The organism is Allobosea sp. P4_E12 (genome assembly GCF_056401655.1).
The window spans coordinates 18,038-34,262 of the sequence record NZ_JBFUIY010000003.1 but is presented as its reverse complement, the minus strand read 5'-3'; the positions used below and the strand labels follow the sequence as shown (position 1 = coordinate 34,262).

Annotated in this window: 15 protein-coding genes; 6 read left to right on the top strand and 9 right to left on the bottom strand. The window is 66.3% G+C overall.

Annotation, left to right across the window (positions count from 1 at the left end):
* Nucleotides 1–68: 68 nt before the first annotated feature.
* Complete coding sequence (locus AC1DW9_RS03965; protein ID WP_476855034.1) at nucleotides 69–932, bottom strand: LysR substrate-binding domain-containing protein; 864 nt, start codon at nucleotides 930–932, stop codon at nucleotides 69–71.
* 206 nt (nucleotides 933–1,138) lie between these two features.
* Between AC1DW9_RS03965 and pbfA the strand changes: the two genes are divergently transcribed.
* Both pbfA and AC1DW9_RS03955 read left to right on the top strand, forming a co-directional pair.
* A complete protein-coding gene (pbfA, locus tag AC1DW9_RS03960; RefSeq protein WP_476775943.1) occupies nucleotides 1,139–2,500 on the top strand; it encodes a (R)-1-hydroxy-2-aminoethylphosphonate ammonia-lyase in 1,362 nt (453 codons plus the stop codon).
* A gap of 34 nt (nucleotides 2,501–2,534) precedes the next feature.
* Entirely contained in the window at nucleotides 2,535–3,545 is a 1,011-nt protein-coding gene (locus AC1DW9_RS03955) for a 2-hydroxyacid dehydrogenase (protein ID WP_476775942.1), read from the top strand.
* 32 nt (nucleotides 3,546–3,577) lie between these two features.
* On the opposite strand, the gene AC1DW9_RS03950 is transcribed toward AC1DW9_RS03955, so the two are convergent.
* Complete coding sequence (locus tag AC1DW9_RS03950; RefSeq protein ID WP_441491341.1) at nucleotides 3,578–4,477, bottom strand: LysR substrate-binding domain-containing protein; 900 nt, start codon at nucleotides 4,475–4,477, stop codon at nucleotides 3,578–3,580.
* Between the two features lie 115 nt (nucleotides 4,478–4,592).
* On the opposite strand from AC1DW9_RS03950, the gene AC1DW9_RS03945 reads away from it, so the two are divergent.
* Genes AC1DW9_RS03945 through AC1DW9_RS03930 form a run of 4 tightly spaced genes read left to right on the top strand, consistent with a single transcriptional unit; the run spans nucleotide 4,593 to nucleotide 9,494 of the window.
* Entirely contained in the window at nucleotides 4,593–5,963 is a 1,371-nt protein-coding gene (locus tag AC1DW9_RS03945; protein WP_441491342.1) for a M20/M25/M40 family metallo-hydrolase, read from the top strand.
* Nucleotides 5,964–6,011: 48 nt separating this feature from the next.
* A complete protein-coding gene (locus AC1DW9_RS03940; protein WP_441491343.1) occupies nucleotides 6,012–7,622 on the top strand; it encodes an ABC transporter substrate-binding protein in 1,611 nt (536 codons plus the stop codon).
* 58 nt (nucleotides 7,623–7,680) lie between these two features.
* Nucleotides 7,681–8,661, top strand: a complete 981-nt coding sequence (locus tag AC1DW9_RS03935; protein WP_441491344.1) for an ABC transporter permease — start codon at nucleotides 7,681–7,683, stop codon at nucleotides 8,659–8,661.
* The gene (locus AC1DW9_RS03930) at nucleotides 8,658–9,494 is read left to right on the top strand and encodes an ABC transporter permease (RefSeq protein ID WP_441491345.1); all 837 of its coding nucleotides are present in this window, start codon (nucleotides 8,658–8,660) and stop codon (nucleotides 9,492–9,494) included. Before AC1DW9_RS03935 ends, AC1DW9_RS03930 begins: the two co-directional genes overlap by 4 nt.
* Nucleotides 9,495–9,680: 186 nt before the next feature.
* Here the strand turns inward: AC1DW9_RS03930 and mnhG are convergent, their stop codons facing one another.
* The 7 genes from mnhG to AC1DW9_RS03895 are packed head-to-tail and all read right to left on the bottom strand — an operon-like array spanning nucleotide 9,681 to nucleotide 16,223.
* Nucleotides 9,681–10,049: a monovalent cation/H(+) antiporter subunit G gene (mnhG, locus tag AC1DW9_RS03925; protein ID WP_441507389.1), complete on the bottom strand. Its 369-nt coding sequence runs from the start codon at nucleotides 10,047–10,049 to the stop codon at nucleotides 9,681–9,683.
* A complete protein-coding gene (locus AC1DW9_RS03920; RefSeq protein WP_441491347.1) occupies nucleotides 10,046–10,327 on the bottom strand; it encodes a K+/H+ antiporter subunit F in 282 nt (93 codons plus the stop codon). The genes mnhG and AC1DW9_RS03920 overlap by 4 nt, the downstream gene beginning before the upstream one ends.
* Nucleotides 10,324–10,809 carry a Na+/H+ antiporter subunit E gene (locus AC1DW9_RS03915; RefSeq protein WP_476775941.1) on the bottom strand — a complete coding sequence of 162 codons (486 nt, stop codon included), beginning with the start codon at nucleotides 10,807–10,809 and terminating at the stop codon, nucleotides 10,324–10,326. The genes AC1DW9_RS03920 and AC1DW9_RS03915 overlap by 4 nt, the downstream gene beginning before the upstream one ends.
* Nucleotides 10,806–12,440, bottom strand: coding sequence for a monovalent cation/H+ antiporter subunit D (locus AC1DW9_RS03910; RefSeq protein WP_476775940.1), 1,635 nt, complete (start codon nucleotides 12,438–12,440; stop codon nucleotides 10,806–10,808). The genes AC1DW9_RS03915 and AC1DW9_RS03910 overlap by 4 nt, the downstream gene beginning before the upstream one ends.
* Nucleotides 12,440–12,781 (bottom strand): Na+/H+ antiporter subunit C, encoded by a 342-nt coding sequence (locus AC1DW9_RS03905; protein ID WP_476775939.1) that lies wholly within the window; start codon nucleotides 12,779–12,781, stop codon nucleotides 12,440–12,442. Before AC1DW9_RS03905 ends, AC1DW9_RS03910 begins: the two co-directional genes overlap by 1 nt.
* The gene (locus tag AC1DW9_RS03900; RefSeq protein ID WP_476775938.1) at nucleotides 12,772–15,678 is read right to left on the bottom strand and encodes a monovalent cation/H+ antiporter subunit A; all 2,907 of its coding nucleotides are present in this window, start codon (nucleotides 15,676–15,678) and stop codon (nucleotides 12,772–12,774) included. The genes AC1DW9_RS03905 and AC1DW9_RS03900 overlap by 10 nt, the downstream gene beginning before the upstream one ends.
* Nucleotides 15,678–16,223 (bottom strand): GreA/GreB family elongation factor, encoded by a 546-nt coding sequence (locus AC1DW9_RS03895; RefSeq protein WP_476775937.1) that lies wholly within the window; start codon nucleotides 16,221–16,223, stop codon nucleotides 15,678–15,680. Before AC1DW9_RS03895 ends, AC1DW9_RS03900 begins: the two co-directional genes overlap by 1 nt.
* Nucleotides 16,224–16,225: the final 2 nt, after the last annotated feature.

Genomic DNA, 16,225 nt, shown 5'->3' with positions numbered 1-16,225 from the left:
TTGCCGTCAGCCCTTGGCGCGCGCGGGCGTGGTGCGAGACGGAACGGGGCGGGTTTAGTCCAGCCTGATCAAGAAAGATCCCGCGCGACGTCCAGAAAGGCCTTGATCGCCTTGTTGTCCCGGCGTTCGCTCAAGCAGATCAGGGATTCCTCCATCAGGATCGGCGGCCCGTCGAGGGCGATGCGCACCAGGCCGCGATCGCCGCGCAGCTCGGCCTCCGAGACGAAACCGATGCCGCCACTCGCCGCCACGATGTCGAGCGCAGCCTCGCGCCCTTCGACCTCGATGGCGTAGGTCAGCCTGACGCCGGTCTCGGACGCGCGCTGTTCGAGCAGCCGGCGCGTCCGCGAGCCGCTTTCCCGGATCACGAGCGCCATGCCGGCAAGCTCCGCCAGCGACAGCGACCGGCGCGCGGCAAAGGGATGGTCGGCTGCGACGACGGCGATGATCCGCGCTGCATTCAGCGCAACGAACTCGAAATCGCGGTGCGGGGCCATGTCGCCGAGGACGCCGATATCGGCCTCGTAGCTTTGCAGTTGCGCCACGATGGTCTCGGTATTGCCGGCGCTCACCGTGATCCGCACACCCGGATAGATCTCGCGGAACGCCGTCAGCACATGCAGGACATGATGGACGGAATCGGCCGCGAGCCGCAGGGTCCCGAGCCGCAAGGCGCGCGACTCTAAGAGCAGCCCGCGCGCCTGGTCCTCGGCATCGAACAGGCGGTGCGTGATCGCGAGCAGCCTTTCGCCCATCGCGGTCAGGGCGATCTGCCTGTGCTGCCGGCTGAACAGCAGCACGTCATACTCCTCCTCGAGCTTGCGGACCTGATCGGWGATCGCCGGCTGCGTCAGGTTCAGCTCGCTCGCGGCGCGTGAGAAGCCGCCGGCGAGCGCGACCTGGTGGAAGGCACGGAGCTGGACATAGCGCATGGCGGGATCCGGGCAGGGTGGAGCCGGGGAGGCGATACGCATCAATGCAACGATTCAATTTATGCGTCGATCGAAAATAACGATTTTTCAGATGCTCCATTGCCGGCGATGATGCCGACATCGAAAGCAGTCGCCAGTCGAAAGCAGTCGCCAGGGGAACGCCCGCCGCAACGCCGGCGCGTCGCCTTGGCCCGGGAGTTTCAGATATGTCAGGTCTTTCCGCCAAGCTCGTGCATACCGAAGGCGAGTCGAACACCTCGGCGGCGCGCGGCGCCTGGTCGGCGCGGCTCGATGACAAGGCGACGCAGAGCCTGCTGAAGCGCGACGCGGACGCCTTCCTGCACCAGAGCCTGTCGAGCCCCTGCGTCACGGCGATCGCCAAGGCCGAGGGCATCTGGATCGAGGATACGGCCGGGCGCCGCTACATGGATTTCCATGGCAACAGCGTCCACCATATCGGCTATGGCCATCCCCGCCTGAAGGCTGCGATCAAGCAGCAGATCGACGATCTCTGCTTCGCGCCGCGCCGCTTCACCTGCGAGCCCGCGGTCGAGCTGGCCGAGACGCTGGGCCGCCTTGCCCCGGGCGATCTCGGCAAGGTGCTGTTCACGACGGGCGGTTCGGATGCGGTGGAGGTGGCGCTCAGGCTCGCGCGCGCCGCAACCGGGCGCTTCAAGACCTTGTCCTTCTGGGATGCGTTTCACGGTGCGGGCTTCGGCGCCTCGAGCGTCGGCGGCGAGGCGACCTTCCGCTCCGGCATTGCCGGGCCGCTCCTGCCGGGCGCGGAGCATGTCGCGCCCTGGGCGAACCATCACTGCGCCTATGGCCATAACAGCCTGGAGGATTCGGCTCGCGCCTGCGCCAGCATGATCTCCTATGTGCTCGGCCGGGAGGGCGATTTCGCGGCCCTCGTCGCCGAGCCGATGCGGGCGACCCCGAACCCGCCGGCGCCCGGCTTCTGGAAACTGGTGCGCGAGGCTTGCGACCGCCACGGCACGCTCCTGATCTTCGACGAGATTCCGACCGGGCTCGGCAAGACCGGCCGCTTCTTCACCAGCGAGCATGACGGGGTGACGCCGGACATTCTCGTCGTCGGCAAGGCGCTGGGCGGCGGCATCCTGCCGATCGCCGCGGCGATCGCGCGGCGCGACCTCGATGTCGCCGGCGATTTCGCGATTGGCCACTACACCCATGAGAAGAACCCGGTGACGACGCGCGCGGCACTGACCACGATCGCGATCATCCGCGAGGAGGGTCTGCCGGAGCGCGCAGCTGAGCTCGGTGGCCTGGCGATCGCGCGCCTGCGCGCCTTCGGCGAGGGCTCGCCCCATGTCGGCGACGTGCGCGGGCGCGGGCTGATGTTCGGGGTCGAGATCGTGGCCGACAAGGCGGACATGGCGCCCGACAACGCGCTCGCCGAACGGGTCTATTATCGCTGCCTCGAAGCCGGGCTGAGCTTCAAGATCAGCCAGGGCAACGTGCTGACGCTCTCGCCGCCGCTGGTGATCCCGCAAGCCGACCTGGACCGCGCGCTCGACATCGTCGAGACCGCGATCGCGGCCGGCTGAGGCGCCTCTGACTTCCCGACCGAAAGGGTCCGCTATGAAAGCCGTCCGCACGGACCGTGAACTGGAATGCCCCGAGATCGACGCCGGCCTGCGAGCCCGCGGCGTCGAGCTCGTCACCTTGCCCGATGGCATCCCGGAGGCCGTGCTGATCGAGGCCGTCGCCGACGCCGAGCTGATCCTGATGTGCTACACGCCGATCACGGCCCGCGTCATCGCGGCTGCGCCCAGGCTCAAGGGCATCGTCAAATACGGCGTCGGCATCGATGCGATCGATATCCCCGCCGCAAGCGCGCGTGGCATCCCGGTCGTCAATGTTCCTGAATATGCCGAGGAGACCGTCGCGGAGGGCGCCTTCGCCCTGATGATCGCGCTGGCCAAGCGCCTGCCCGAAATCGGCCGCGCCATGGCGACTGAGGGCTGGATCTGGCCGGAACAGCGCTGGATCGGCCGCGATATCTCCGGCGCCACGCTCGGGCTCGTCGGTGCCGGCAAGATCGGCCGCAGCATGGCCCGGATGGCGGGGCAGGGCTTTCGGGCCCGGGTTCTCGGCTACGATCCCCATGTCGACCGGGCAACGCTCGCTGAGGCCGGCATCGAGAAGGTCGACGATCTGCATGCGATGCTGCGCCAATGCGATTTCGTCTCGCTCCATTGCGTGCTGAACGCGGCGACGCGCGGCTTGATCGGCCGCGCCGAGCTCGCCTGCCTGAAACCCTCCGCCGTGCTGGTCAACGTCTCCAGGGGAGCGCTGATCGACGAGGCGGCGCTCGTCGAGGCCGTGCTGGCCGACCGTCTCGGCGGCGTCGGGCTCGACGTCTATTCGACGGAACCGCTGGCCAAGGCCGGGCATGTGCTCAGCCCGCTCTTTGGCCGCGACGACGTCATTCTCTTCCCGCACCTGACCTTCTTCACGGTCGAGGCGATGCGGCGCCTCTCGGAGGATACGCTCGCCCGCTGCTTCGAGGTTCTCGACGGGCGGCCGGTCGAGGTGCGCTCGCGTGATCCACGGCTCCGCGCGCAGCGCGAGAACGTCGCCTTCGCCTGACGCGCAAATGTACCCGCTTCCCCCGGGCGGCTTCATCCCGACCGCAGCGCGCGGATGTCGCTGCGGTCGTCCGGCAGCTTGGCCGTGACGTCGAAGAAGGCTTTGACGACGGAACGCATCCGCTCGCTCTTGAGGCAGGCGACATAATCCGTGCTCGCCACCTCGCCATCGCTGAGCTGCAGGGTGGTGAAGCGTCCGGAGCCATAGGCTTCGAGCTCCCAGACGATGCCGTGGCCGAGGCCGGCCGCCACCGCCTCGCACAAGGCCTCGCGGCTGCCCAGTTCGAGGACATAGCGCGGCTTGGCCTTGGCGCGGGCGAAGGCGGCGTCCACGAGCTTCTGCGTCATCGAGCCGTCTTCGCGACCGATCATCGCCTCGCCGTCCAGCTCGGACAGCGAGATCGATTGGCGACCGGCCCAGCGGTGGCTGTTGGCGACGATCACCACGCCGCGGTGATGCCAGAGCGGCATCGCGTGGATATGCGGATGGTCCGCGACGGCGGGCAGGATGCCGATATCGACATGGCGGTCGAGCAGCGCCTGCCGCACCATCCGGCTGTTGCCGGTCGAGACCGAGAGCCTGACCCGCGGATGCAACGCCATGAAGCGGGCGAACAGGCCCATCACGATATGGGGGCCGTCCACAGCCAGCCGCAGGCTGCCATCCTGCAGTTCCTGCGACGCCGCCAGCGTTTCCTCGATCAGCTCGTCCAGGCTCGCGAGCTGGCGCGACAGCGAATAGAGCCGCTCGCCCGCCTCGGTGAGCCGGACACGCCGTCCTTCGCGATGCAGCAGCTTGATGCCATGCCGCTCCTCCAGGGCTTTGACCTGGATCGTCAGCGCCGGCTGCGTCAGCCCGAGCACCTCGGCGGCCCGCGAAAAGCTGCCTTCGCGCGCCACCGCATCGAAGGCCCGGATCTGCGTGTAGATCATCGGTGATCGCACTCGTACCCATTAATTTCTCTATGTATCGATATAAAACTTCTAATTTGTCTAATAGTTTTAGCGCTGCGACGTTCGGCTCATGGATCAACCCGAGGCGAACATCGTGGACAGCGCAGAAACACATTCGCAGGCAGCAGCAGCACTCGCGCTGGCCAGGAGCCGGCGCGCCCAGAGCGTCGCAGCCCTGGCCGAGATCGTCCGGATCCGCAGCCTCACGGGAGAGGAGGGGGCGGCGCAGGGGCGCATGGTCGAGATCCTGTCTTCCGCCGGGGCTGCCGTCACGCAGGCCGAGCCGGATGTCGAGGCGATGTTCAAGGCCTTCCCCGATGTCGCGCAGTATCCGACGCATTGGCAGCACGACCTGATCCTGCCCTATGCCGGGCTCCCGACCTTCGAGGCCCTGCGCGACAGCGGCCTCGAGCCGGTGCTGAACTATGATGGCAGGCCCAATGTCGTCGGCACCTGGCGGGGCACGGGCGGCGGGCGCTCGCTTATTCTCAACGCCCATATCGATACGGTCACCGTCGAGCCCCTGGCGCAATGGACGCGCGATCCCTTCGGCGCGGAGATCACTGACGGCCTGATGTATGGCCGCGGCACCTCCGACATGAAGGGCGGCCTGATGGCCGCGCTGCTGGCGATGCGCTATCTCAGCGAGGCCGGAACGCGCCTGAACGGCGACGTCACGCTGCACTGCGTCGTCAACGAGGAGCATGCCGGCAACGGCACGCTCGACCTCGTCACGCGTGGGGCTGCGGCCGATGCGGCCGTGGTGCTGGAACCGACCAGCAACACCATCGCCTACAGCCATCCCGGCGGTCTCTACTGGCAGGTCACGCTGAGCGGGGTCCAGCGCTCGCCGGGCGCGCGCTGGAACGGCGGCACGCTGGAGGGGCTGGGAGCGGTCGACATGCTGCCGCCGGTGATCGAGGCGCTGCTCGGGCTCGAGCGCCGCTACAACCAGGGCACGCCGGCCGGCGCCAAGCCGCCCTTTTCACTGACCATGGGCAAGATCGCGGGCGGCCATTACGAGACGGTTACGGCCGGGGAGGTGGTGATCAAGGGCGGTGCCTATTTCGCGCCCTCGCTCGGTGCCGTGACCGATATCATGGATGGTTTCCGTGACGCGATCGCAGGCGCCAACGCCGCCGACGAGAGGCTGCGCCGCCATCCCGCCAGGCTCGAATTCCTGCATCATGACGACAGCACGGATCAGCCCGCTGACCTTCCCGTTGCGCGTGTGATGGGGGAGGTGCTGGCGCGACGGGGGGGAGACGGCACGGCCTATCCCGGCCATTTCTGTTGCGACATGCGCCATCTCGTGAACCAGGGCGGAATCCCGAGCATCATCTTCGGGCCGGGCTCCATCGCCCAGGCGCACAAGCCCGACGAGCATATTCCGATCGACGATTTTCTCGCGGCGATCGAACACCTGATCGCGTTCATCGCGGAGTGGTGCGGCACGGAACGGTAGGAGGCGGCCCAGCAAGGGTTCGCCCAATCATAAAGGGGATGTCCAGACATGGGTATGAGCAGGCTTCCGGCTATCCTCGCAGCAACGCCGCTGGCGCTCGCTCTTTGCGGCGCCGCTGCGCTGGCACAGAGCTGTCCCAAGACCGGCGGGACGCTGACCTATGTCTATTCGCTCGAGCCGACCTCGCTGTCGACGATCGCCACCTCGGCCGTTCCGGTCGCGCTGATCTCGACCAAGATCTATGAGAGCCTGCTGACCTATGAGGGCCCGGCCCTGACGCCGAAGCCGGGCCTCGCCGAATCCTGGACGATCTCCGACGACAAGAAGACCTATACGTTCAAGCTGCGGCCGGGCGTGACCTGGCATGACGGCAAGCCCTTCACGGCGCAGGATGTGAAGTTCAGCGTCGAGGACATCATCCGCCCCTATCATTCCCGCGGAAAAGTCTATTTCGGCGACGTCGAGGCGGTCGAGACGCCCGATGACCTGACCGTGGTGTTCAAGCTCAAGGCGCCGGTGCCGTTCTTCATGAACGTCTTCCAGCCCGGCGAGGCGCCGATCATGCCAAGGCACGCCTTCGACGGCGTCGACGTGAAGGCGGTGGCTGCGGTCCGCGCTGCGCCGATCATGCAGAACCCGGTCGGGACCGGCCCGTTCCGCTTCAAGGAATGGCGCAAGGGCAGCCACATCACGCTGGAGCGCAATCCAGGCTACTGGCGCAAGGGCTTCCCCTGTCTCGACCAGGTCGTGCAGCGGATCATGCCGGACGGCGCGGCGCGCGCGATCGCCATCGAGACCGGCGAGGTCGATCTCGCCCCGATGAGCAGCCTGCCCGAGGCGGAGGTGCAGCGGCTCGAGAAGATCCCGGCGCTGGAGGCCTCGCAGGCCGGAGCCGAGGCGCTCGGTCCCAATCTCTGGCTCGAGGTCAACATGCGCGATAAGCCGCTCGCCGATCTCAAGGTCAGGCAGGCGCTCAGCCTCGCGCTTGACCGCGAGCGCATCGTCGATGTGATCTGGTACGGCCAGGGCAAGCCGGCGCGCGGTCCCGTCGTCAGCACGAACTCCGCCTTCAACACGGCGCTGAAGCCCTATGAGTACAACCCGCGCAAGGCCAACCAGCTTCTCGACGAGGCCGGCTATCGGCGCGGTGCCGACGGGGTCCGCTTCAAGATCACCCAGCATTTCCTGCCCTATGGCGAGAACTGGGCCCGGCTCGGCGAATATGTCCGCCAGGAGCTCGGCAAGGTCGGCATCGCGGTCGAGACCCAGAGCGCCGATCTCGGCGGCTGGCTGAAGGCCGTCTACACCGACTGGAGCTTCAATCTCACCAGCACCTTCTCGCATAACTATTCCGATCCCTCGATCGGCGTGGAGCGCACCTTCCATTCCGACTTCATCAGGAAGGGCGCCACCTTCACCAACTCGATGGGCTACCGGAATGCGCGGGTCGACCAGCTCTTCGGGCTCGCCGCCCGCGAGATTGATCCGGCTGCCCGCAAGAAGCAGTTCGACGAGCTGCAGCAGATCCTGCACGACGAGCTGCCGGTGATCTTCCTGATGGAGATGTCCTACACCCATGTCTGGAACCGCAAGGTGAAGGGCCTGATCACCAACGGCATCTCGATGTATTCATCCTGGGACGGGGTCTCCAAGGACTGATGGGAACGCCGATGCGCTCGCGCCCCGTCATCACCTCCTCGTTCCGGGAAACGGCCTGATGTCCTCCCTGTCACTCGGTTTCGTGTCCGTTCGCCTGCTCCAGGTGGTTCCGAGCGTGCTGGGCATCGCGGTGCTGAACTTCGCGCTGCTCCACCTCGCGCCCGGCGACGCGGCCGAGATCATCGGCGCGCAGTCCGGCGGTGCATCGAAGGAGTTCGTCGACGAACTCCGGCGCTCGTTCGGCATCGACCGGCCGCTCTACCAGCAGTTCTTCATCTATCTCGGCAAGCTGCTGACCTTCGATCTCGGCGTCTCCAACGTCCAGCAGCGGCCGGTGCTGGACCTGATCGCAGACCGCATGCCGGCGACGCTCCTGCTGATGCTGACGGCGATCGGGATTGCCATCGTGGTCGGCGTGCTCTGTGGCGTCGTCGCGGCGATGCGGCACCGCAAATGGGTCGACACGATCGTCTCGGTGCTGGCGCTGCTGTGCTATGCGATGCCGCAGTTCTGGCTCGGCCTGATGCTGATCGTGCTGTTTTCGGTGACGCTGGGCGTGCTGCCTTCGGGCGGCATGATGACGATCGGCGCGCAGATGGGGCCGCTGGCCCGCGCCCTCGACATCGCCCGCCACCTCGTGCTGCCGGCGCTGACGCTCGGGCTCTTCTATGCCGCGGTCTATGCCCGGCTGATGCGGGCCTCGATGCTCGAGGTCTATTCATCCGATTTCATCACGACGGCCCGCGCCAAGGGCCTGTCGGAGGGACGCATCAGCCTGACGCATGCAGCCCGCAACGCGCTGATGCCGGTTGTGACGCTGGGCGGTGTCCAGATCGGCCATATGCTCGGCGGTTCGATCCTGGTCGAGACCGTGTTCGGCTGGCCGGGCCTCGGGCGCCTGCTGTTCGACGGCCTGCTGCAGCGCGACCTGAACCTGCTGCTCGGCATCCTGTTCATCTCGTCGATCCTGGTCGTGCTCTGCAACCTGCTCGTCGACCTCGTTTATGGCCTTATCGACCCGAGGATCCTGGCGCGATGAAGCGGAGCTTGCATTTCTGGCGGCGTTTCCGTCGCAACCGGGGCGCGGTCGTCGGCCTCGTCCTGCTGCTGGCGATCGTGCTCGCGGCGATATTCGGCCCGATGGTCTACACGGTCGATCCCTTCGACATGATCGGGCGACCGGCGCAGACGCCCTCCGCGCGCTTTCCGCTCGGCACCGACGTGACCGGACGGGATATCCTCGCCGGCCTGCTGCATGGCGGCCGGGTCTCGCTGCTGATCGGGGTGGCGGCGAGCCTGTGCGCGACGATCCTGGGTGTCGTCGTCGGAGCGGCCGCCGGCTATTGCGGCCGGGGGAGCGACATCCTGCTGATGCGGCTCACCGATTTCTTCCTGACGATTCCCTCCTTCGTCCTGGCGGTGGTGATCATCGCGATCTTCCGGCCCTCGCTGATCAGCGTGATGAGCGCGATCGCGATCGTGTCCTGGCCGCCGGTCGCGCGGCTGGCACGGGCCGAATTCATGGCCCATCGCGACCGGGAATACGTCCAGGCTTGCCGCTCCATGGGAATGTCCGATTTTCGCATCGCGGCGCGGCATATCCTGCCCAACGCCCTGCCACCGGTCATCGTCGTCTCGTCCCTGCTCGTGGCGACGGCCATCCTGACGGAATCCGGCCTGTCCTTCCTTGGGCTCTCGGACCCGAACGTCGTCTCCTGGGGCTATATGATCGGCATCGGCCGGACTATGCTGCGGACGGCGTGGTGGATGTCGGCGATCCCCGGCATGGCCATCCTGCTGACGGTGCTCTGCATCAATCTCGTCGGCGAGGGCCTGAGCGACGCGCTCAATCCGAAGCTGCAGGAGCGCTGAGGCAACACCCGCTGAACTGGCATGTATGGCATGGGGCGACCCTGCAGAAGTCGCTCGGGACGGCGCTTTGCTGGTGAGCGACGACGCCACCGCAGCGATCTTTCGCGTCGCGCCGGGCTCTCGCCGATAGTCTTTCGCTGCATCGAGGGCTGCGCTGGCCGCCGGCTCCAGGTTGCGACGCAGCGCCTATCCACCGTGCGTGCGGCGCAGGAGCGAGCGCGGAGGCGCCTCTCCGTTTCCCTCCGTTCGGTCGCGATAGAGGGCCGCGCGGGCGAGCAGCATGAGGGTGACCGGCGTCGTGACGATCATGAAAACGCCGATCAGGAGTTCATGCACCACGGGGCGGGAACCCAGCACCGAGAAGCAGACAATGGACGCGAGCCCGATCGCACCCGTCCCCCAGCTCGTGCCCAGCGTGGGTGCATGAACCCGCTCGAAGAACCTGCGAAAGCGCAATGTTCCGATGGCTCCGAGGAGTGTCAGCCCGGAACCGAGAAGGACCAAAAAGGCCGTCAGCAGGGCCGCCCAGGCGGGGAGGTTCTCGGCGTGGGTCATTCGATCACCTCGCCGCGCATGAGAAATTTGGCGAGCGCGATGCTCGATACGAAACCCAGTACCGCGATGATCAGGGCCGCCTCGAAATAGATCGCGCTTCCCGAGCGGATGCCGATCGTCAGCACCAGGAGCATGGCGGTAACGTACATGGCGTCCAGGCAGAGGACCCGGTCCTGCGCTCGCGGCCCCCGGATGACCCTGTAGGCGTAGCACCCCATGGCGACGACGAGCATGGCCTGGGCGGCCGTCACCGACCAGAGGAGGATCGCGGCCGTCATTCGAAGATGTCCATAAGCAGCGCCTCATAGCGGTTCTTGATCACGGCGATCCACTCGGCCTCGTCGGCGAGGTCGAGGACATGGAGCAGGAGCACGCCGGATTCGGGGGCATATTCGACCCAGGCCGTCCCCGGCGTGCTGGTAACGATGCATGCCAGCACCGCCAGCGCCGTCTTGTCGCGCAGGTCGAGCGGTATGGCGACGAAGCCCGCGACGCGGTCGCGACGATCTCCGCGGATGATGATGCCGGCGACGGCGATGTTCGACTGCAGGATATCCAGCGTGACGATGCCCAGAAGCTTCGGAAGAAGCTGCCATCGCCTCAGCCGGGGCTTGGATGGATGGAGCGCCGCCATCGCAAGGGAGGCTCCGATCGCGACGACCGCCCCGACGAGGAATTGCCCGGTCGAGAAAGAGGTCAGCAGGAGCCACATCAGCAGCAGTGCCGCGGTCAGCAGCGGATAGGGGAGAAGGCGGTTCATTGCGCACCGCCCGGCGGATGACCTGTTCCCAGCACGCTCTGGATATAGGTCGACGGGGCGTGAAGGGAACGGGCCGCAGCCTCCGTGTAACTGAGCATCGGACCGCCCCACACGGCCAGGACCGTGCAGAGCGCCAGCAGTGCGACGATCGGCGCGACCTCAACCATGACCACGCGCGGAACGAGTTCCTCGAGGGGCGCCCAGAAGATCCGGACGCCGCTGCGCATCATGGCCACAAGGGTCGCAAGGCCCGACAGGATGATCAGCGCAACCAGCAGCCAAATGCGCCCCGGGATCTCGGCGAGAGAGCCGAGTCCGTCCGGATTCAACATGCCCGTCAGCATCGCGAACTTGGCGATGAACCCCGATAGCGGCGGCAAGCCCGCGAGCAGGAGCGCGACGCATCCAAACGAGATGCTGAGGATGGCGAGCGCCCCCGGTACGGTCACGCCGACCTCCTGATCCTCGTGCTCCTCGCTCTCGTCCGTCTCGTCGCCATACGCCTCCATGGTGACCGACAGCACGTCTGCCGCCGGTTCGCGTGTCCGCTCGACCAGCTCGATGAGCAGGAAAAAGGCAGCGACGCTGAGGCTCGAACTGACGAGGTAGAACAAGGCGCCCGACACGACCGCAGTGTTGCCGATGCCGACGGCCGCGAGCAGGGTCCCCGAGGAGATCAGAACGCTGAAGCCCGCGAGCCGGCCCAGCGCCTGGGACGAAAGCACGCCGGATGTCGCGAAGAGGATCGTCGCCATCCCGCCCCAGAGCAGCACCGTTCCGCCGAAGCCCGCCGTGCCCCCGGCCTCGGGGGCAAAAAGCAGCAGGGAGAGGCGCAGAAGCACATAGGTGCCGACCTTGGTGAGCACGACGAAGATCGCGGCAACGGGGGCGGCCGCCGCCATATAGGCGGAAGGCAGCCAGAAGCAGAGCGGCCACATGCCGGCCTTGACCAGGAACGCGATGCCAAGGATCGCGGCGCCTGTGTGAAGGAGCGCGCGGTCATCTGCGGACAGTCCCGCAAGGCGGACGGCGAGGTCTGCCATGTTCAGCGTTCCGGCGGTCCCATAGATCAGGCTGACGCCGATGAGGAAGAGAAGCGATGCGGCCAGGTTGATCGCGATATAATGGAGGCCGGCTCGCACCCGGAACGCGCCCGATCCGTGCAGCAGCAGGCCGTAGGACGCCGCCAGCGTGACCTCGAAGAAGACGAAAAGATTGAAGAGGTCGCCCGTGAGGAACGCGCCTGCGAGCCCCATGAGCATGAACTGGAAGAGCGTGTGGAAATGCGGGCCGGCCCGGTGCCAGCGCGCCGTCGAGAAGACAAGCGCGGCGACCGCGAGCGTGGATACGAGGGCGAGCATCAGCGCCGACAGCCGATCGAGCACGAGCACGATGGCGAACGGCGCTGGCCAGTTGGCGAGGGCATAGGATGAGGAGAGGGCGCCGCCTCCGTCGGCAACCCCGTCCGCCAGTCGCATCAGAACGATCGCGGTCACCAGGAGCAGCACGCCCGACGCAATGCTGAGACACGCCTTCAGCGTGTGGCGCAGCTCGTCGATCAGCAGGAGAGCCGCCCCCGTGATCAACGGGAGCAGGATCGGGACGATGAGAAGGTGTCTCGTCCAGTCCATCAGTTCGGCTCTCGCCCGTCGACGTGATCGTTGCGGATCAGCCCACGGGCGACGAGCAGCACCACGAGGAGGAGGGCGGTCGTCGCAAAGCTGATCACGATCGCGGTGAGCACGAGCGCCTGCGGAACCGGGTCGGCCAGATCCGCCGGATTGCCTGCACCGCCGGGTCCCAGCACGGGCGCTGCAGCGACCCGCAAACGGCCCATGCTGAAGATGAAAAGGTTCACCGCATAAGAGAGGAGCGAAAGGCCGATGACGAGCTGATACGTGCGCGGACGCAGGACCAGCCAGACTCCCGATCCGGTGAGCACACCTATGGCGATCGCAAGCGTCAGTTCCATCGCTGGCGCTCCTCTTCAAGACGGGCCGCGCGCAGGCGGCGGATGGATTGGTGGGCGATCGCGATCAGCATCAAGACCGTCGCTCCGACCACGACGCTGAACACGCCGAGATCGAACAGCGTCGCGCTCGCCAGAGGGACCTTCCCGACGATCGGCAGCTCCAGATACCGGAAATACGAGGTGAGGAAGGAATCGCCCAGGAGCATCGAGGCCGCTCCGGTGAACGCCGCAAGCAGGAGACCGCCGCCGATCCAGGCAACGGGAAGGATGCGCAGCCTGTCCTCGACCCAAATCGTCCCCGCCGCCATGTATTGCAGGATGAAGCCCGCCGCCATCGCGACGCCTGCGGCGAAGCCTCCTCCCGGAGCGTCATGACCGCGCAGGAAGAGATAGGCGGCCAGTACGATCACGACCGGGAACATCCACTGCATGATGACGGACGGCACGTAGAGATATTCCGCCTTGGTCGCTCCGACCTCCGTGTCCGGCTCAGCCTCGTCATTGGAGCGCTGGATGCGCTGCTGCTCGGGCCTCTCGATGCTGTCCGGTGCGGGGCGGAAACGCCGGAGCAGCGCGAAGACGGTCAGTGCCACGACGGCGAGGACCGTGATCTCGCCAAGCGTGTCGAAGCCGCGGAAATCGACGAGAATGACGTTGACGACATTCAGGCCGCCGCCTTCGCTATAGGCCTTCTCGACGAAGAATTTCGCGATCGAGTCCGGCGGCGTCCGCGTCATCACCGCGTAGGAGATCGCCGTCATGCCCAGGCCTGCGACGACGGCGATGGCAAGGTCCCGGAAGCGGCGCAGGCGCGGTTGCCAGCCCCTCGGTTCGGGCACGTCCTGCGAGCGCTTGGGCAGCCACCGCAGACCGAGCAGGATGAGCACCGTGGTCACGATCTCGACGACGAGCTGGGTGGCCGCAAGGTCCGGCGCAGAAAGCCAGACGAAGGTCAGGCAGGTCACGAGCCCTGTCCCGCCGAGCAGGGCAAGGGCCGCCAGCCGATGGAACTTGGCCTGATAGGCGGCTGCGACGGCGCAGATCATGCCGACGGACCAAAGGCCGGTGAAGGCGAAATCCGTCGTCCCATTGCCGGAAGGACCGAAGGAGAGGCCCGAAGCGAGCAGCGGGACGGTCCCTGCGGCGACAGCCACCGCCACCAGCAGGCGCATCTGGGGCTGAAGACGATTGGTGCCGAATGCGCCCTCGAACAGATGCGCCCATCGCCACGAAATCGCGACCATGACCCGCTCGAAGATGCGCTGTCCCTGAATCCGACCAAAAAGCGGGGGACGCTCGCAACGTTCGAGGTAAGCGCCGGCGACGCGATACAAAAGCACGCCAGCAACCAGCGCGACGATGCTCATCGCCAGGGGAAGATTGAAGCCGTGCCACAGAGCCAGGCTGTATTCCGGCGCGGCGCCGCCGAGCACGGACGACACCGCGACATGCAGGAACGGGCCGATGGTGTAGGCCGGGAAGATCCCGACGACGAGGCAGGCGACGACCAGGAACATGACCGGGAACCGCATCCAGAACGGCGGCTCGTGGGGTTCGCGGGGGAAGCTCTCGGGCGGCGCTCCCAGGAAGATCGAATGGATCAGCCGTAGGGAATAGGTCACAGCCAGGGCGCTGCCGAGCACGGCGGCGTAGGGGGCGGCGGTGTCCAGCCAGGAATCGGCGTGGGTCTCCACGGCTTCGGCGAAGAACATCTCCTTCGACAGGAAGCCGTTCAGCAGCGGTACGCCAGCCATGGCGGCGCAGGCCACCATGGCCAGCGTGCCGGTGATCGGCATGTACCGGAACAGTCCGGAGATCCGCCTCATATCACGCGTGCCGGTCTCGTGGTCGATGATGCCGGCCGCCATGAACAGCGATGCCTTGAACGTCGCGTGGTTGAGCATGTGGAAGATGGCCGCGCCGGCGGCGAGCGGGCTGCCGAGGCTGAGCAGCAGCGTGATCAGGCCCAGATGGCTGATCGTGGAGTAGGCGAGAAGTCCCTTCAGGTCGTTCTGGAACATGGCGAGGTAAGCGCCGAGCACGAACGACGTCATTCCCGCGATGCCCAGGATCATGAACCATTCCGGCGTACCGGAGAGCACCGGCCACAGCCGCGCCATGAGGAAGACCCCGGCCTTGACCATGGTGGCCGAATGCAGGAACGCCGATACGGGCGTCGGCGCCGCCATGGCGTTGGGCAGCCAGAAATGAAAGGGAAACTGCGCGCTTTTCGTCAGCGTGCCGAGGAGGATCAGCAGGAGCGCCGGGACATATAGAGTGTGCGAACGGATGAGGTCGCCCGATCGGAGGACGTCGTCGAGGTCGTAGCTGCCGACGATATGACCGACGATCAGCACGCCACCTAGCAGAGCGAGGCCCCCCATGCCCGTGACCGTCATGGCCATGCGGGCGCCGTCGCGCGCTGCCTGGCTCTGCTGCCAGTAGCCGATCAGCAGGAAGGAAAAGATGCTGGTCAGTTCCCAGAACACGACCAGAAGCACCAGGTTGCCCGAAAGGACCACGCCCAGCATCGAGCCCGTGAATGCCAGAAAGAACAGATAGAAGCGCCGGACCGGATCGTCGGCGGACATGTAATACCGGGCGTACATGACGACCAGGAGGCCGATACCGCTGACGAGAGCCGCGAAGATCCAGGCGAAGCCATCCATCCTCAGCGTGAAGTTCAGTCCGAGAGACGGGATCCAGTCGATCTGATGCCGGAGGGCATCTCCGCCGCTCACGGATGGGTAGAGCGACAAGGTCATGATGAGGCAGGCCAGCAAGGTGAGACCGGTGATCCAGGTCACCGGTTCGCGGGAGGCCCCCGGGGACAGGACCACCGCCAGGCTGGCTACGAAAGGCAGAATGAGGATCAGCAGTAGCGGGGAAAGTTCCATCATTCTCCTTTGCCTGGGAGGCGTCGTCCGTTCTTAGGCCATCGAGGCTGATCCGCCAACGACGAGTGGATCGTGCGCGCATTCGAGGGGGCCAGCCCTCGGACGATCCCCGACGTCGTCACAGGGTCGACCGCCAAGACGTCGACCCATGGCGGCGCGCGAACGTCGGCCCCGATCATCGGGGCCCGATCGCCCACCGAAAGCCCAAGCACTGTGATGCCCAGAGGCGTGATCACCGATAACTCAGCGGGCGGCCACATTCCGTCTGCGGGATCGATCAAGCGTCGGCGTTCGGGCTGCCCCGTGCTCCCGACACGATAGGTGACGAAACCATCCAGCAGGACCGTTTGCTCCGGCATATCGTCCGCCTCACGCCACGCGGCGCGGTCCAGCTTGCGCAAAAGCGCGGACGCGAGCGGATGAATTTGCTCGCCGAGCAAATGCGCCAGCTCTTGCAGCCGCACATAATCGCTGGCCGGAAGCACGGTGACTGGTCGTTTCAATGCGCAAATCATGTTTGCCACCAGCGAGTTGCAGGCAGTCATGA

Excerpts from the sequence above, each read along its gene's own strand:
- pbfA (WP_476775943.1), top strand. The coding sequence starts at position 1,139 with ATGTCAGGTCTTTCCGCCAAGCTCGTGCATACCGAAGGCGAGTCGAAC.
- AC1DW9_RS03955 (WP_476775942.1), top strand. The coding sequence starts at position 2,535 with ATGAAAGCCGTCCGCACGGACCGTGAACTGGAATGCCCCGAGATCGAC.
- AC1DW9_RS03950 (WP_441491341.1), bottom strand. The coding sequence starts at position 4,477 with ATGATCTACACGCAGATCCGGGCCTTCGATGCGGTGGCGCGCGAAGGC.
- AC1DW9_RS03940 (WP_441491343.1), top strand. The coding sequence starts at position 6,012 with ATGGGTATGAGCAGGCTTCCGGCTATCCTCGCAGCAACGCCGCTGGCG.
- AC1DW9_RS03935 (WP_441491344.1), top strand. The coding sequence starts at position 7,681 with ATGTCCTCCCTGTCACTCGGTTTCGTGTCCGTTCGCCTGCTCCAGGTG.
- AC1DW9_RS03930 (WP_441491345.1), top strand. The coding sequence starts at position 8,658 with ATGAAGCGGAGCTTGCATTTCTGGCGGCGTTTCCGTCGCAACCGGGGC.
- mnhG (WP_441507389.1), bottom strand. The coding sequence starts at position 10,049 with ATGACCCACGCCGAGAACCTCCCCGCCTGGGCGGCCCTGCTGACGGCC.
- AC1DW9_RS03920 (WP_441491347.1), bottom strand. The coding sequence starts at position 10,327 with ATGACGGCCGCGATCCTCCTCTGGTCGGTGACGGCCGCCCAGGCCATG.
- AC1DW9_RS03915 (WP_476775941.1), bottom strand. The coding sequence starts at position 10,809 with ATGAACCGCCTTCTCCCCTATCCGCTGCTGACCGCGGCACTGCTGCTG.
- AC1DW9_RS03910 (WP_476775940.1), bottom strand. The coding sequence starts at position 12,440 with ATGGACTGGACGAGACACCTTCTCATCGTCCCGATCCTGCTCCCGTTG.
- AC1DW9_RS03905 (WP_476775939.1), bottom strand. The coding sequence starts at position 12,781 with ATGGAACTGACGCTTGCGATCGCCATAGGTGTGCTCACCGGATCGGGA.
- AC1DW9_RS03900 (WP_476775938.1), bottom strand. The coding sequence starts at position 15,678 with ATGGAACTTTCCCCGCTACTGCTGATCCTCATTCTGCCTTTCGTAGCC.
- AC1DW9_RS03895 (WP_476775937.1), bottom strand. The coding sequence starts at position 16,223 with ATGACTGCCTGCAACTCGCTGGTGGCAAACATGATTTGCGCATTGAAA.